Source organism: Sphingomonas albertensis (assembly GCF_014358075.1).
Classification (GTDB): domain Bacteria; phylum Pseudomonadota; class Alphaproteobacteria; order Sphingomonadales; family Sphingomonadaceae; genus Sphingomonas; species Sphingomonas albertensis.
Genome location: NZ_JACONT010000026.1, coordinates 1 through 13,142 on the forward strand (window position 1 = coordinate 1; position 13,142 = coordinate 13,142).

Annotated in this window: 13 protein-coding genes and 2 tRNA genes; 8 read left to right on the forward strand and 7 right to left on the reverse strand. The window is 67.2% G+C overall.

Annotated features, from left to right (window positions below):
* Nucleotides 1–279: 279 nt before the first annotated feature.
* Nucleotides 280–1,230 (reverse strand): alpha/beta fold hydrolase, encoded by a 951-nt coding sequence (locus H8S47_RS12315; protein ID WP_187504157.1) that lies wholly within the window; start codon nt 1,228–1,230, stop codon nt 280–282.
* A 116-nt stretch (nt 1,231–1,346) separates the two neighbouring features.
* Here H8S47_RS12315 and H8S47_RS12320 point away from each other — a divergent pair, with 116 nt between their 5' ends.
* Nucleotides 1,347–2,276, forward strand: coding sequence for an alpha/beta hydrolase (locus H8S47_RS12320; protein ID WP_187504158.1), 930 nt, complete (start codon nt 1,347–1,349; stop codon nt 2,274–2,276).
* A gap of 7 nt (nt 2,277–2,283) precedes the next feature.
* Here H8S47_RS12320 and H8S47_RS12325 read toward each other — a convergent pair.
* A tRNA-Arg gene (locus tag H8S47_RS12325) sits at nt 2,284–2,360 on the reverse strand.
* A 50-nt stretch (nt 2,361–2,410) separates the two neighbouring features.
* A tRNA-Arg gene (locus tag H8S47_RS12330) sits at nt 2,411–2,487 on the reverse strand.
* Nucleotides 2,488–2,581: 94 nt separating this feature from the next.
* Here H8S47_RS12330 and H8S47_RS12335 point away from each other — a divergent pair.
* Entirely contained in the window at nt 2,582–3,106 is a 525-nt protein-coding gene (locus tag H8S47_RS12335; protein WP_235982842.1) for a hypothetical protein, read from the forward strand.
* 142 nt (nt 3,107–3,248) lie between these two features.
* Here H8S47_RS12335 and H8S47_RS12340 read toward each other — a convergent pair whose 3' ends face one another.
* Genes H8S47_RS12340 through hemB form a run of 3 tightly spaced genes read right to left on the reverse strand, consistent with a single transcriptional unit; the run spans nt 3,249 to nt 7,032 of the window.
* Nucleotides 3,249–5,471, reverse strand: a complete 2,223-nt coding sequence (locus H8S47_RS12340; RefSeq protein ID WP_187504159.1) for a spermidine synthase — start codon at nt 5,469–5,471, stop codon at nt 3,249–3,251.
* A 3-nt stretch (nt 5,472–5,474) separates the two neighbouring features.
* A complete protein-coding gene (locus tag H8S47_RS12345) occupies nt 5,475–6,047 on the reverse strand; it encodes a GNAT family N-acetyltransferase (protein WP_187504160.1) in 573 nt (190 codons plus the stop codon).
* The gene (gene hemB / locus H8S47_RS12350) at nt 6,040–7,032 is read right to left on the reverse strand and encodes a porphobilinogen synthase (protein ID WP_187504161.1); all 993 of its coding nucleotides are present in this window, start codon (nt 7,030–7,032) and stop codon (nt 6,040–6,042) included. Before hemB ends, H8S47_RS12345 begins: the two co-directional genes overlap by 8 nt.
* 91 nt (nt 7,033–7,123) lie before the next feature.
* On the opposite strand from hemB, the gene H8S47_RS12355 reads away from it, so the two are divergent.
* Complete coding sequence (locus tag H8S47_RS12355) at nt 7,124–8,008, forward strand: diacylglycerol/lipid kinase family protein (RefSeq protein WP_187504162.1); 885 nt, start codon at nt 7,124–7,126, stop codon at nt 8,006–8,008.
* Nucleotides 8,009–8,263: 255 nt separating this feature from the next.
* Here the strand turns inward: H8S47_RS12355 and H8S47_RS12360 are convergent, their stop codons facing one another.
* Nucleotides 8,264–8,884: a peptidylprolyl isomerase gene (locus H8S47_RS12360; RefSeq protein ID WP_187504163.1), complete on the reverse strand. Its 621-nt coding sequence runs from the start codon at nt 8,882–8,884 to the stop codon at nt 8,264–8,266.
* A 114-nt stretch (nt 8,885–8,998) separates the two neighbouring features.
* On the opposite strand from H8S47_RS12360, the gene H8S47_RS12365 reads away from it, so the two are divergent.
* The 5 genes from H8S47_RS12365 to H8S47_RS12385 are packed head-to-tail and all read left to right on the forward strand — an operon-like array spanning nt 8,999 to nt 13,127.
* Nucleotides 8,999–9,904 carry an ATP-grasp domain-containing protein gene (locus H8S47_RS12365; protein WP_187504164.1) on the forward strand — a complete coding sequence of 302 codons (906 nt, stop codon included), beginning with the start codon at nt 8,999–9,001 and terminating at the stop codon, nt 9,902–9,904.
* Entirely contained in the window at nt 9,904–10,920 is a 1,017-nt protein-coding gene (locus tag H8S47_RS12370; RefSeq protein WP_187504165.1) for an LLM class flavin-dependent oxidoreductase, read from the forward strand. Before H8S47_RS12365 ends, H8S47_RS12370 begins: the two co-directional genes overlap by 1 nt.
* Complete coding sequence (locus H8S47_RS12375) at nt 10,917–11,651, forward strand: methionine ABC transporter ATP-binding protein (RefSeq protein ID WP_187504166.1); 735 nt, start codon at nt 10,917–10,919, stop codon at nt 11,649–11,651. Before H8S47_RS12370 ends, H8S47_RS12375 begins: the two co-directional genes overlap by 4 nt.
* Nucleotides 11,648–12,310 (forward strand): methionine ABC transporter permease, encoded by a 663-nt coding sequence (locus tag H8S47_RS12380; RefSeq protein WP_187504167.1) that lies wholly within the window; start codon nt 11,648–11,650, stop codon nt 12,308–12,310. The genes H8S47_RS12375 and H8S47_RS12380 overlap by 4 nt, the downstream gene beginning before the upstream one ends.
* A gap of 22 nt (nt 12,311–12,332) precedes the next feature.
* Nucleotides 12,333–13,127: a MetQ/NlpA family ABC transporter substrate-binding protein gene (locus tag H8S47_RS12385; RefSeq protein WP_187504168.1), complete on the forward strand. Its 795-nt coding sequence runs from the start codon at nt 12,333–12,335 to the stop codon at nt 13,125–13,127.
* The last annotated feature ends 15 nt before the right edge of the window (nt 13,128–13,142 follow it).

The following is a 13,142-nucleotide window of genomic DNA, read 5'->3' on the forward strand; positions in this document are numbered from 1 at the left end:
GTGTTGCGGGTTAACGCGGCCCCAAAGCCTGTTCCCCCGCGAAGGCGGGGGCCCAGACTGGACTCCCGCCTTCGCGGGAGAACAAGGCAGCGGGAGGTGTCGTAGATTTCCGACTTCTCGGCGCCGACTACACTACCCCCACCCCGGCGAAAGCCGGGGCCCAGGTGGGGATGGCAGCTAACGGAGCGGGGCGCTCCATTACATCCACCTTTCCAACTGGGCCCCGGCCTTTGCCGGGGTGGTGCCGTGTTGGTGTCAGGTGGGTTTATTCTATCACCCTCAGGCAGCCGCGAACGCAGCCCTCACAAACCGCGCACACGCCTCAGGCGCAGTGATCGGGATCATGTGCCCGCCCTCGATCGTGTCGATCTTCGCGCCCGGAACCACCGCCGCGGTCCGGTGACCGTTCCACGCCGGATCGAGGATCGCATCCTGCCGCCCGAACAAGATCCGCGTCGGCACGCCGATCTCCGCATACCGCCCGACCATCGCCTTCACGTCGTCGTTCGCGCCAGCCAGATCCGCCGCCGCCGCCGCAATCGCGATCGGCCGCGCCGACAGAGCACCCCCGCCCCGCGTCACGAAATCCTCCGGGACCGCTTCCGGCGCAAACACACCCTCGAGCGTCTTCTTCGCGGTCAGGCGACTCAGCGGCGTGCCCAGCACCTGCGCGAACGCCAGGCGCGCACCCGACGGAATCCGCGCCAGACCACGGAAACTCTCAGGCACCTGCTCCAGCGGCTGCGTCAGCGGCGCGATCAGCGCGAGAGCGCGGACCAGATGCGGATGGTCGAGGCCCACTGCCAGCCCGATCGCGCCACCCAGCGAATGGCCGACGAACAACGGCCGATCGAGCCCGAGCTTCTGGATGAAATCGGCGATGATCGCCCCCTGCGCGATGATCCCCGGCGTCGTGGCGCCGGTCGCGACCGAATAGCCCGACCCCGGCCGATCGACGACGATCACGCGATATTCGTCCTTCAGCTGGTCGACGAGCGCATAGCTGAAATTGCGCAACTGCCCGCCAAGCCCATGCACCATGACGATCGTCGGACCGGAGCCGACGTCGAGATAGTGCAGCCGTGCGCCCGCGACATCGAGGAAGCGGCCCTCCGCGGGCACCAGTTCCTCGGCCTTGCGCGCGACCCGGCTCGAATAGAGCGACAGCCCGATCCCCGACATTGCCGCCAGCACCGCACCACCAATCAAGCCCTTGCCCGTCCGCTTCATCACGATCTCCTTCATGTCTGTTGTGGGCCGAACGCGCCGCCATGTCCAAAGTCGCAGTGCGCGCGTGCGGGAACCCGTCGCAACCGTCGAACGTCCCACGCCCAAAGGAGATGCAGGTGGATCCTCAGGCCCGGACGATACTCGAGACGATCGCAACACTGGCGCCGGACGCCGACCCCATGGCGAACGACGCGCAGTGGCTGGCGGATTTCCGCTATCAGACGGCCCTGCTCAAGACGTTTTCGGGCGAACCCGAACCGGTGCACGCGATCACGCACCTCCTGCTGCCGTCCGAAACGGGGCCGCTGGTCGTCCGCCTGTATCGGCCGAAGCCGGGGCCCTTGCCGCTGCTGCTCCACATCCACGGCGGCGGGGCGATTGCGGGGTCGATCGACAGTCACGACCCGGCGTTGCGAGCACTGGCAAACCGCACCGGCCGGCTGGTCGCCGCACCCGCCTATCGCCTCGCACCCGAACACCACTTTCCCGCGCAGCTCGACGATAGCTGGACGGCCTTGACGGGGCTCGTCGCGCAAGCCGCAGCGCTCGATATCGACGCATCGCGGTTCGTCGTGTCGGGCGACAGCATCGGCGGCACGCTCGCAACCACCCTCGCCGCACGCGCCATTGCGGAAAACGCCCCGGCGCTGAGCGGCCAGATCCTGCTCTACCCGAACACCGACCTGCGCAGCGAAACCGACTATGAGTCGCGCAAAAGCGAGGATGGCAACGTCATCGACGCCGCCTCGCTGGAGCGGCAGATCGACCTGTACCTCGCATCGCCGGACGCACGGACCGATCCGCGTGCATCACCGATCCTCGCGGAGGACCTGAGCGCCCTGCCCCCGACCCTGCTCGTCACATGCGAGAACGACCCGCTGCGTGACGAAGGCGAAGCGTACGGCCGACGCCTGCGCGAAGCCGGCGTTACGGTCGATCACCACCGGTTCGACGGCATGATCCACGCCTTCCTGCAATGCGGCGGACGCGTCGATGCGACGTCACGATTGCTCGATCGCATCGCCGCGTGGGTGAAGGCCCGATGATGAAGAATGGTGCACCCAGAGCGATTCGAACGCCCGACCCTCAGATTCGTAGTCTGATGCTCTATCCAGCTGAGCTATGGGTGCATCGCCGTCCCGTGTCCGGTTCGACAAGCCCGCTATGAAGCGGAAAATCCTGGTGCACCCAGAGCGATTCGAACGCCCGACCCTCAGATTCGTAGTCTGATGCTCTATCCAGCTGAGCTATGGGTGCACTGGAGGGGCGCTGATAGCAGGCATTTTCGGGGGCGCAAGGGTTTGCCGCGAGAAAGTTGTGCACGAGCGCCGGCCGGCATAGAGCGGCGGACATGAAACACGCCTTTTCGCTCCGCTTCGCATCGTTCGCACTGGTCTCCGCAACCGGGGTTCTCGCAACCGGCGCGTGCAGCAAGGATCCGAACACTTACCCGTCGCTCGGTCTGCGCCCGGTCGAGAAGCTCGGGTTCGCCGAGCCCGAGGTGAAGACGACGGTCGCGGCACCCGATCCGGCGCTCGACAAGAAGATCGCGGCGATCTCGGGCAAGCTCGATGCGATCACGACGGGCTTCACGCGCGATGCGGCGAAGGCGGAGGCGCTGGCACGGTCGGCGCGCGGTGCGGCGGTCGGCAGCGATGCGTGGATCACCGCGCAGACCGCGCTCGCCGGGCTCGACGACTGGCGCGCGCAGAGCTCGTCGCTGGTGACCGATATCGAGGCGCTCGCGACCGACCGCGCGGCGAAGCTGCAACCGGATTATCCCGCGCTCGCGACGATCCGGACAAAGGCGCAGGCGGAGACCGATCGCCAGAGCGAAACGATCGGCCGCATCCAGGCTAGTATGCCCGCGGCGTAAGCACATCTTCTCGATCCTCCCCCGCCAGGGGGAGGTGGCGCGAAGCGACGGAGGGGGAGGACACGGAACGGCGGTTGCCCCGACCTCCCCCTCCGTCTGGCAAGCGCCAGCTACCTCCCCCTTGCGGGGGAGGATCACGAACCTAAAACCCCTTCAGCAACGGCAGGATCGTCGAGTAATCGTCGGTCCACGCCGCAAAGCCCTCGCGCGGCGTCAGCACGGTCCAATCCAGATCCTTCGCACGCAACGCCGCGATCCCCCGCGGATCGCGCGACAGCGCCACCCAGTCCGACGCCGAGGCGCGGTCGACCAGCAGGCTCGACGGGCGGTATTTCAGCCCGACCGCGATCCAGCCGCCCTCCCGCGCCGCCGCCGCGATCACAGGTTCGAGATCGATGAACCGGTTGGAGATATGCACCAGCAGCAATCCGTCGCGCGCAAGCACCCGGCCATAGGTCGCGAACGCCTCGCGCGTCATCAGGTGCATCGGCACCGAATCCGACGAGAACGCATCCAGGGCGAGCAGATCGAGGCTGTTCGACGCATCGTGCGCAAGCGCTACGCGGGCGTCGCCCATCCGGATCTCCGGGTTCGGCAGGCACCGCGACAGATAGGTAAACTGGCCGGTGTCGCGCGCGATCCGCACCACCGCCGGGTCGATCTCGTAGAAGCGCCAGCGCTGGCCCGGCCGTGCGTAACACGACAGCGTGCCCGTCCCGAGCCCGACGACGCCGATCCGCGCGCGCGGGCCGTACAGCGCGGGCGCGGCCTGCATCGCCTGCCCGACGCCCGAGCCGGCCGCGTAATAGGTGGTCGGCGTCCGCTCGCGCCCGGGAGAACCCCGCAACTGGATGCCGTGCACGGTCGTGCCGTGATCGAGCTCGCGCAGGCCGCCATTGGGTCCGGGCTCGTCGCGGACCGTATAGACGCCGAAATAGCTTCGTACCCGCGCGCCCGGATCGATCGAGAGTTCGAGCGCGCGATAGCCGCCGAACAGGACCAGCGAGCCGGCCAGCACGATCATGTACGGCAGGCGCGCGCCGATCACGGCAAAGCCCAGCGCGGCGATGACGAGGAAATCGAGGCCCTGCCGGCTCTCGTCGAACACCGCGCTGGGATCGGTGATCCGCAATCCCGCGACGACCGCCACCACGACGGTGATCGCCGCGAGCGCGATCCACCGGGTCCGCCCCTTCGCCATCCAGATGTTCCGGAACTGGCCGAGCAGATACATCTGCGGCACCAGAGCCCCCGCAGCCAGGATCAACAGCGGATATTCATAGGTCCAGTCGAACACCACCGGCGCGACCAGCGCGGCGAACACCCCGCCGAGCGCACCGCCCGCCGACATCGCGAGGTAGAAGCCGGTCAGCCGATCGGGCGCGGGGCGCTTGCGGTACAGCGCGGTGTGCAGCGCGACCGAGATCATGAACAGCAGCACCAGCGCGATGGCTGCACTGAAGAACGGGCGCTCGTTCATGCCGCCCATGATGATGCCGCCGAACAGCAGGATCGTGATCGGCGCGATCCGCGTCAGCAGGTCGGCGAGCCAGCGATCGTTCGCGAACGCCACGCTGAAGCTCAGCAGATACAGCCCGAGCGGGATCACCCACAGCAACGGCATCGCGACGATATCGGTCGAGATATAGGTCGATGTCGCCAGCATCATCCCCGAGGGCACGAGCGCAAGCGCGATCCAGTGCGCGATCCGCTTGGCACCCGGCGGCGGGCTGGTCGCCGCGACGTGGTCGACCGCCGCGGTCCTGGGCAGGCGGGTGGCACAGGCGAGCACCAGCATGATCAGCAGCAGATAGCCGCCGCTCCACAGCAAGCTCTGACCGTGGACCGCCATCAGCGGCTCGACCAGTAACGGGTACGCGATCAGCCCTGCGAAACTGCCCAGATTGGACGCGGCATACAGCGCATAGGGATCGCCGCCGCCGCTCGCCGCACTGAACCAGCGCTGGATCAGCGGCGCCTGCGCGGAGACCGCGAAGAACAACGGTCCGATCGACAGCCCGAGCAGCCAGGGCACCCAGAGCGCCGGCTGCGCCTCCGCCGACGGCGCCATCGCGACCAGCCCGATCGGCAGCCACAAAGCCGCGACGATCAGCACGCCGAGGTGGATCGCCGCCTGCGCGCGCGGTCGCACCCGCCCGAGCCAATGCGCGTACGCATAGCCCGCGAGCAGCAACGCCTGGTACACCAGCATCGCCGAGTTCCACACTGCCGGCGCGCCGCCCAGCCGCGGCAACGCCATCCGTGCGACCATCGGCTGGACGAGAAACAGCAGGAACGATCCCGTCAGGATCGTCGCCACGAACATCGTCCGGCACCAGCGCGCCATCAGTGGGGTTTCAGACATGGATTACTGGACCCCCGACGGAGCGGCATCGGCGGGGCGATCTATCGCATGGACCCAGTGCCGGCGTAGCGGGTGCCCGTCGGCGAAACGCGGATGATCGAAATCCAGGTCTGGACGCCGTCGCATCCCGATACGGATCATCAGGCCCCAGGATGCGGTATTAGCAGGCACGGTCCACGCCGTGATGCGCGGATAGTCGGTGGTTGCAAAACCGTCGGCCAGGCACGCCGCCGCGGCCTCGCGCGCATAGCCCTGCCCCCACGCGTGCCGCGCCAGCCGCCAGCCAATCTCCAATTCGCTCGCGACCGGTGTTCCCGGATGTCCGCCGTGCCGCAGCCCGCAAAACCCGATGAACCGCTGATCCGCCCGGCGCTCCAAGGCCCAGAAGCATCGCCCCTGCTCGCGCTCGACGGCCTGCTGGCGCGCGATGTCCGCCGCCGCGTGATCGCGATCGACGACTCCGCCGAGATGCGCCATCACCTCGGCGTCCTGTCCCATCGCCGCGAACGCATCGATATCCTCGTCGCGCCACGATCGCAGGATCAGCCGCTCGGTTTCAAGCCGAAACTCAGCCATTCAGCAATTTGGCCGCGTGCGCCGCGTGGTACGTCAGCACGCCCGAGCAACCCGCGCGCTTGAACGACATCAGCGTCTCCAGCACCATCACGTCGCGCTCGGCCGCGCCCGCGGCGACGGCGTGCTCGATCATCGCGTACTCGCCCGACACCTGGTACGCGAACACCGGCACCTCGAACGCTTGGCGAACGCGGACGATGATGTCGAGATACGGCAGGCCGGGCTTGACCATCACCGTGTCGGCGCCCTCCGCCAGGTCCATCGCGACCTCGCGCAGCGCTTCCTCGGCGTTGGCATTGTCCATCTGGTACGTCTTCTTGTCGCCCTTCAGCAGCCCGCGCGAGCCGACCGCATCGCGGAACGGCCCGTAGAACGCGCTCGCATATTTGGCGGCGTAGGACATGATCTGGACGTTGTGGTGCGACTCCCCTTCGAGCGCGCTGCGGATCATGCCGATCCGGCCGTCCATCATGTCCGACGGCGCGATGATGTCCGCGCCCGCCCTCGCCTGGTTCAAAGCCTGCGCGACCAGCATCTCGGCGGTCGTGTCGTTGACGACATAGCCCGCCGCATCGACCAGCCCGTCATGGCCGTGGCTGGTGTACGGATCGAGCGCGACATCGGTCAGCACGCCGACCTCGGGCACCGCGTCCTTCAGCGCGCGGATCGCCTGGCACATCAGATTGTCGGGGTTCAGCGCTTCGCGCCCGTCGTCGGTGCGGCGCTCGGGCTGCGTGTAGGGGAACAGCGCGATGCACGGGATGCCGAGGTCGCGCGCCTCGCGGCCCCGCGCGACGATCCCGTCGACCGACCAGCGCGACACGCTTGGCAGGCTGGCGATCGGTTGCTCGACCCCCTCCCCGTCGGCGACGAACAGCGGCCAGATCAGGTCGGCGGGGGTCAGCACGGTCTCGGCATGGAGGCGGCGGCTCCAGGCGGAGGCGCGGGTGCGACGGAGGCGAAGCGCGGGATAGCTTGCGGTCATGCGGCGGGCTTTGCGGGATGACCGCGGGCGGATCAAGCTTTACGCGAGAGCTTTACGGGTGCGAAACCGCATACCGTGCGTTGGGGGCCTTATGTCGAACGATACGATCACGTCTGCCGCGCTCGTCGTCAACGCGAAGTCGCGCAAGGGGCAGAAGCTGTTCAAGCGTGCCTGCTCGGCAATGTCGGGGCTGCCCTACGAGGTCGACGCGCACGCAGTCGATGATCCGAAGGAACTGGAGGCGACGGTCTTGCGGGCGCTGGCGAAGAAGCCGGACCTGCTGATTCTGGGCGGCGGCGACGGCACGGTCAGCGGGCTGGTCGACCTGATGGTCGGCCACGACGTGATCCTCGGCGTGCTCCCGCTCGGCACCGCCAACAGCTTCGCACGCACGCTCGGCATCCCCCTGAACGTCGAAGGCGCCGTCGAGGTCATCCGCACAGGCAAGCCGCGCCGGATCGATCTCGGCATGATCGACGGCGATTATTTCGCGAACTGCGCGGCGATGGGCATCAGCCCGAAGATCGCCGAGACGGTCCCGCACGGGTTGAAGAAGGTCTTCGGCAAGGTCGGTTATCTGGCTTGGGCGACGTATCAATATCTACGCTTCCGGCCGTTCACGCTGATCGTCGGCGAAGGCCCGACCGCGGTGAAGATCCGCGTCGTCGAGGTACGGATCTCGAACGGGCCCTATCATGGCGGCACCGAACTGGTGGATGCCGCGGCGGTCGATTCGGGCGAGATCGTGGTGCAGGCGGTGATGGGCCACGTGAAGCGGCGGCTGGTGCAGAACTGGGTCTCCAGCGTGTTCCGGCTCGAGTCCCGCCACGAAAAGGTGCGCGACTTTCGGGGCAAGAGCCTGAAGATCAACACCATTCCGCCACTGCCGATCTCGATCGACGGGGAAGTGCTGGCGAAGACCCCGGTGACGGCGAAGGTCGCGGCCGGGATCATCCGGGTGATGGCGCCGGCCTGAGAAGCACTCGCCTGGCGGCACCACCCGCTTCCTTGTTCTCCCGCGAAGGCGGGAGCCCAGTCTGGGTCCCCGCCTCCGCGGGGAAACAAGTTTGGTTCACGATAGACTACGCTACCAGCCACCACCCCGGCGAAGGCCGGGGCCCAGTTGGAAGGGTCGCAGTAACGAAATGCAGCGCTTAGTTGGCGACGTCCCCCAACTGGGCCCCGGCCTTCGCCGGGGTGGTTAGATTTAAGGGCGATGTAAGGTCTTTCCCTACTTAACCCGCCGCACCGTCAGTACCTTAACCGGCGCAGCAATCATCTGCCCCTTCATCACCCCAACCCCGGCAGTCGGCGAAGTCGGCGCAGCAAGAATGCGCTTCACCACATCCATCCCCTCGACGACATGCCCGAACGCCGCGAACCCCGCCGTGTCCCCAGTCCCCGCCGGGTTCGCATCGAGCGACAGCACCGGCCCGACCGTAATGAAAAAGTCCGCCGTCGCACTCCCCGGCGCGAACCGCGCGAGCGAGATCGTGCCATCGACGTGCGACAGCCCCGTGGTGGTGGTCGGCTCGTGCGGAACAGGCTTCAGGATACGCTTCGGATCGCCCTGGGGCCCACCCTGGATCAGCCCCGCCTCCGCGCCCAGCTTCATCGCCCGGTAGAACGTCACCCCGTCGAGCCGCTTCTCATCGACATAGCGCAGGAAATTCGCGGTCGTCAGCGGCGCGCGCTCCTTTTCCAGCGCCAGCGTGATCGGCCCCTCGCTCGTCGTCATCACGATCGAGACGGTCGCCGGCACGGCGGGCGGCGGCGCAGGCGGAGCCTCCTGCGCCGAGACGGAAACCGCGCCGAGAACGGCAAGAGCGAGCGTGACGAATCTGGAGATCATCCGCCACGCTACCGCGTCCTCCACTCGCTGTCAGCGGCCCCGCGACACGATATTGCGCGCGGCAAAGTTTTGCTTGGGTTTGCACGCCCGTGCGCAATGCGTATCCGGGGCACGATGACCGATCTTGCCATTCTCTACGAGCACCCGCTCTGGTTCGAACCGCTGTTCGCCGCGCTCGACCGCCGCGGCGTCGCGTTCACCCGCGCGACGCCCGACGGCTTCTGGAACCCCGCCGACCAGAGCGCCCCCGCCCCCGTCGTCTTCAACCGCATCGCGATGTCGAGCTTTCTGCGCAACGATGAGCATCCGATCTTCGACACGATGGCGATGCTCGATCACTGGCGCCGCACTGGCGCGCGCGTGATCAACGGCACCGACGTGCTCGCGATCGACGCCTCGAAGGCGCGGCAGTTGTCGCTGATCGCCTCGCTCGGCCTCGCGATCCCGGAAACGCGTGTCGTCCACCGCGCCGCCGACGTCGTCCCCGCCGCGCAGACGCTCCGCTTCCCTCTGGTCTTGAAGGCGAACATCGGCGGATCCGGCGCAGGCATCATCCGCTTCGACAGCCTCGACGAACTGCGCACCGCCGTCGCCGACGCAGACCTCCCAAGCAGCGTCGACGGCGTGCTGCTGGTCCAGGAATACGTCCCCGTCCGCGACGGCACGATCACCCGGATCGAGACGCTCGACCGCAAATACCTCTACGCGATCGAAGTCGCCGGCGGCGGCGCGTTCGATCTCTGCCCCGCGGATGCGTGCGTCGTCCCCGGCTCGGGCATCAAGATGGCAGCGGTCGAGCCCTCGCATACGCTGAAGGACGCCGCCGAAGCGATCGCCCGCGCGGTCGATCTCGACGTAGGTGGCGTGGAAGTCATGATCGACGATCGCGACGGCGTGGCGCGCTTCTACGACATCAACGCGCTGTCAAACTTCGTCGCCAAGCCCCTCGAAACGCTCGGCTGGGATCCCCACGACCGGCTCGTCGATTACCTGATCGAACAGATCGAAAAGGCCCGCTGATGCGCTACGGTTACTGGACTCCCGTCTTCGGCGGCTGGCTTCGCAATGTCCCCGACGAGGGGATGGAGGCGAGCTGGGCGTACACCAAGGCGCTGACGCAGAATGCCGAGCGCTGGGGATATGACCTGACGCTGATCGCCGAGCTGAACCTCAACGATATCAAAGGCATCGAACAGCCCGCGCTCGACGCATGGTCTACCGCGGCGGCGCTCGCGGCGGTGACCGACAGCATTGAGCTGATGGTCGCGGTCCGCCCGAACTTCCACCACCCCGCGCTGTTCGCCAAGGCCGCGGCGAACATCGACCGGATCTCGGGCGGGCGGCTCGCGCTCAACGTCGTGTCGTCCTGGTGGGCGGACGAGGCCAAGCAATACGGCCTCCAGTTCGACCAGCACGACGATCGCTACGCGCGCACCGCCGAATGGCTGACCGTCGTCGATGGGTTGTGGACGCAGGAGCGCTTAGACTTCGCGGGCCAGTTCTACACCACCGAACAGGCGATCTGCTCACCCAAGCCCGCCAAGCGCCCAACCGTCTATGCCGGCGGCGAGAGCGAGAAGGCCAAGGCGATGATCGCAGCGCAGTGCGACGCGTACGTCATGCACGGCGACCCGGCGGAGGCGATTGCACCGAAAATCGCCGATATGGCGGCGCGACGCGAAGCGGCTGGCGGCGCGCCGATGCAATACGGCATGGCCGCCTATGCGATCGTCCGCGACAGCGAGGCGGAGGCCAAGCGCGAGCTCGACCGCATCACCAGCGTCACCGAGCTCCCCGCAGGCTACGCGAACTTCGACCAGTGGCTGTCGGGCACGCAGCTCGAACGCGAGTTGAAGATCCAGGAATACTCCGTCTCCAACCGCGGCCTGCGCCCCAACCTGGTCGGCACGCCCGAGCAGCTGAAGGAGCGTATCGCCGAGTACGAAGCCGCCGGTCTCGACCTGCTGCTGCTCCAGATGAGCCCGCAGGCCGAGGAAATGGAGCGGTTTGCGACGCAGGTCATGGGCACCACATGATCCGCCTGATCGACGTCGTCAAAACCTACCCGGCAAGCGAGGCAGCAGCTCTGGACGGCGTGTCGCTCGAAATTCCCGCACGCGGCGTGTTCGGCGTCATCGGCCAGTCCGGCGCGGGCAAGTCGACGCTGATCCGGCTGATCAACGCACTCGAACGCCCGACTTCAGGCCGGGTTGACGTCGATGGCGTCGACGTAGCCGCGTTGTCGGCGGCGGACCTGCGCGCACTACGCCGCCGGATCGGCATGATCTTCCAGAACTTCGGACTGCTGTCGTCGCGCACGGTCGCGGCCAACGTCGCGTTCCCGCTGGTGCTCGCCGGCGTCCCCAAGCCTGAGCGCGAGACGAAGTTAGCGGCACTGCTGAACCGCGTAGGCCTGTCCGATCACGCCGCCAAATACCCCGCCCAACTCTCCGGCGGCCAGAAGCAACGCGTCGGCATCGCCCGCGCGCTCGCCACCGATCCCGACATACTGCTCTGCGACGAAGCCACCAGCGCGCTCGACCCCGAAACCACCCGCTCGGTCCTGACCCTCCTCCGCGAACTGAACAGGGACCTCGGCCTGACGATCGTCCTCATCACGCACGAAATGGACGTCGTCCGCTACGTCTGCGACCGCGTCGCCGTCCTCGAACGCGGCCGCATCGTCGAGACCGGCGAGGTTACCGACATCTTCGCCAACGCCACGCACCCCGCGACACGGCGCATGCTGGCGGCGCTGGCGGCATGAACTTCTTCGCCAACATCGACTGGTCGGACATCGGCCAGGCCTGCCTCGACACGCTGATCATGCTCGGCGGATCGCTGATCCTCACGATCGCGTTCGGCCTGCCGCTCGGCGTCCTGCTCTACCTCACCGGCCAGGGCCGCCTGTCGCAGAACCGCGTCGCCAACGCCGTGCTCGGCGTCATCGTCAACATCCTCCGCTCGGTCCCCTTCATCATCCTGCTGATCGTGATGATCCCGCTCACCGTGATGCTCGTCGGCACCTCGCTAGGCGTCGCCGGCGCCATCCCCCCGCTCGTCGTCGGCGCCGCGCCCTTCTACGCACGGCTCGTCGAAGGATCGCTCAAGGAAGTCGACCGCACCACGATCGAGGCGGTGCAGGCGATGGGCGCCACCACGCGCCAGATCGTCACCGGCGCGCTGATCCCCGAGGCGCTGCCCGGACTGATCGCCGGCGCCACCGTCACCGCGGTCGCGCTTGTCTCGTTCACCGCGATGGCGGGCGTGGTCGGCGCGGGCGGGCTCGGCGATCTCGCGATCCGCTTCGGCTATCAGCGCTTTCAGACCGACGTCATGGTCGTCACCGTCGTGCTGCTGGTCGTTCTCGTCCAGATCATCCAATATGCCGGCGACGCGCTCGCACGCCACTTCACCCGCCGCTGATTTAACGCCGCTAGGAATCGCCATGAACCGCCGCATTTTGCTCGCCTCGTTCTCGCTGCTCGCGCTCGCCGCTTGCGGTGGCACGAAAACGAACGACGGTAAGACGCTCACCGTCGCCGCGACCGCGGTGCCACACGCCGAGATCCTCGAGTCGATCAAGCCGACCCTCGCCAAGGAAGGCGTCGACCTCCAGATCCGCGTCTTCAACGACTACGTCCAGCCCAACCTCCAGGTCGAGCAGAAGCAGATCGACGTCAGCTATTTCGAAACCAAGCCGTATCTCGACCAGTTCAACGCCTCGCGCGGCACGCATCTGGTGACTTATGCCGGCGTCCATGTCGAACCGCTCGGCGCCTATTCGCGCAAATGGAAGTCGATCGCGCAGATCCCGAACGGCGCGACCGTCGCGATCCCGAACGAGCCCAGCAACGGCGGCCGGGCGCTATTGCTGCTCCAGAAGGCCGGGCTGATCAGGCTCCGGAACCCGAACAATCCGCTGTCGAGCCTCAACGACATCGCCACCAACCCGAAGAACCTGCAGTTCAAGGAACTGGAGGGCGCAACCCTGCCCCGCACGCTCGGCGAGGTCGATCTCGCGCTGATCAACACCAACTACGCGCTCGACGCCAAGCTCAATCCGGTCCGCGACGCGCTCGCGATCGAGGACAAGAACAGCCCCTACGTCAATTTCGTCGTCGGCCTGCCCGGCGGCGAGAAGGATCCGCGCGTCGTGAAGCTGATCGCCGCGCTGCGCAGCCCGGCCACCAAGACCTTCATCGAGCAGCATTATCGGGGTGCGGTCCTCCCGGCGTTCTGATACCGGCGCGGCCCC

Bases quoted from the DNA above. Each gene is read 5' to 3' on its own strand.
- H8S47_RS12380 (WP_187504167.1), top strand. From the start codon at position 11,648: ATGAACTTCTTCGCCAACATCGACTGGTCGGACATCGGCCAGGCCTGC.
- H8S47_RS12355 (WP_187504162.1), top strand. From the start codon at position 7,124: ATGTCGAACGATACGATCACGTCTGCCGCGCTCGTCGTCAACGCGAAG.
- H8S47_RS12370 (WP_187504165.1), top strand. From the start codon at position 9,904: ATGCGCTACGGTTACTGGACTCCCGTCTTCGGCGGCTGGCTTCGCAAT.
- H8S47_RS12385 (WP_187504168.1), top strand. From the start codon at position 12,333: ATGAACCGCCGCATTTTGCTCGCCTCGTTCTCGCTGCTCGCGCTCGCC.
- H8S47_RS12335 (WP_235982842.1), top strand. From the start codon at position 2,582: ATGAAACACGCCTTTTCGCTCCGCTTCGCATCGTTCGCACTGGTCTCC.
- H8S47_RS12375 (WP_187504166.1), top strand. From the start codon at position 10,917: ATGATCCGCCTGATCGACGTCGTCAAAACCTACCCGGCAAGCGAGGCA.
- H8S47_RS12360 (WP_187504163.1), bottom strand. From the start codon at position 8,884: ATGATCTCCAGATTCGTCACGCTCGCTCTTGCCGTTCTCGGCGCGGTT.
- H8S47_RS12340 (WP_187504159.1), bottom strand. From the start codon at position 5,471: ATGTCTGAAACCCCACTGATGGCGCGCTGGTGCCGGACGATGTTCGTG.
- hemB (WP_187504161.1), bottom strand. From the start codon at position 7,032: ATGACCGCAAGCTATCCCGCGCTTCGCCTCCGTCGCACCCGCGCCTCC.
- H8S47_RS12315 (WP_187504157.1), bottom strand. From the start codon at position 1,230: ATGAAGCGGACGGGCAAGGGCTTGATTGGTGGTGCGGTGCTGGCGGCA.
- H8S47_RS12345 (WP_187504160.1), bottom strand. From the start codon at position 6,047: ATGGCTGAGTTTCGGCTTGAAACCGAGCGGCTGATCCTGCGATCGTGG.
- H8S47_RS12365 (WP_187504164.1), top strand. From the start codon at position 8,999: ATGACCGATCTTGCCATTCTCTACGAGCACCCGCTCTGGTTCGAACCG.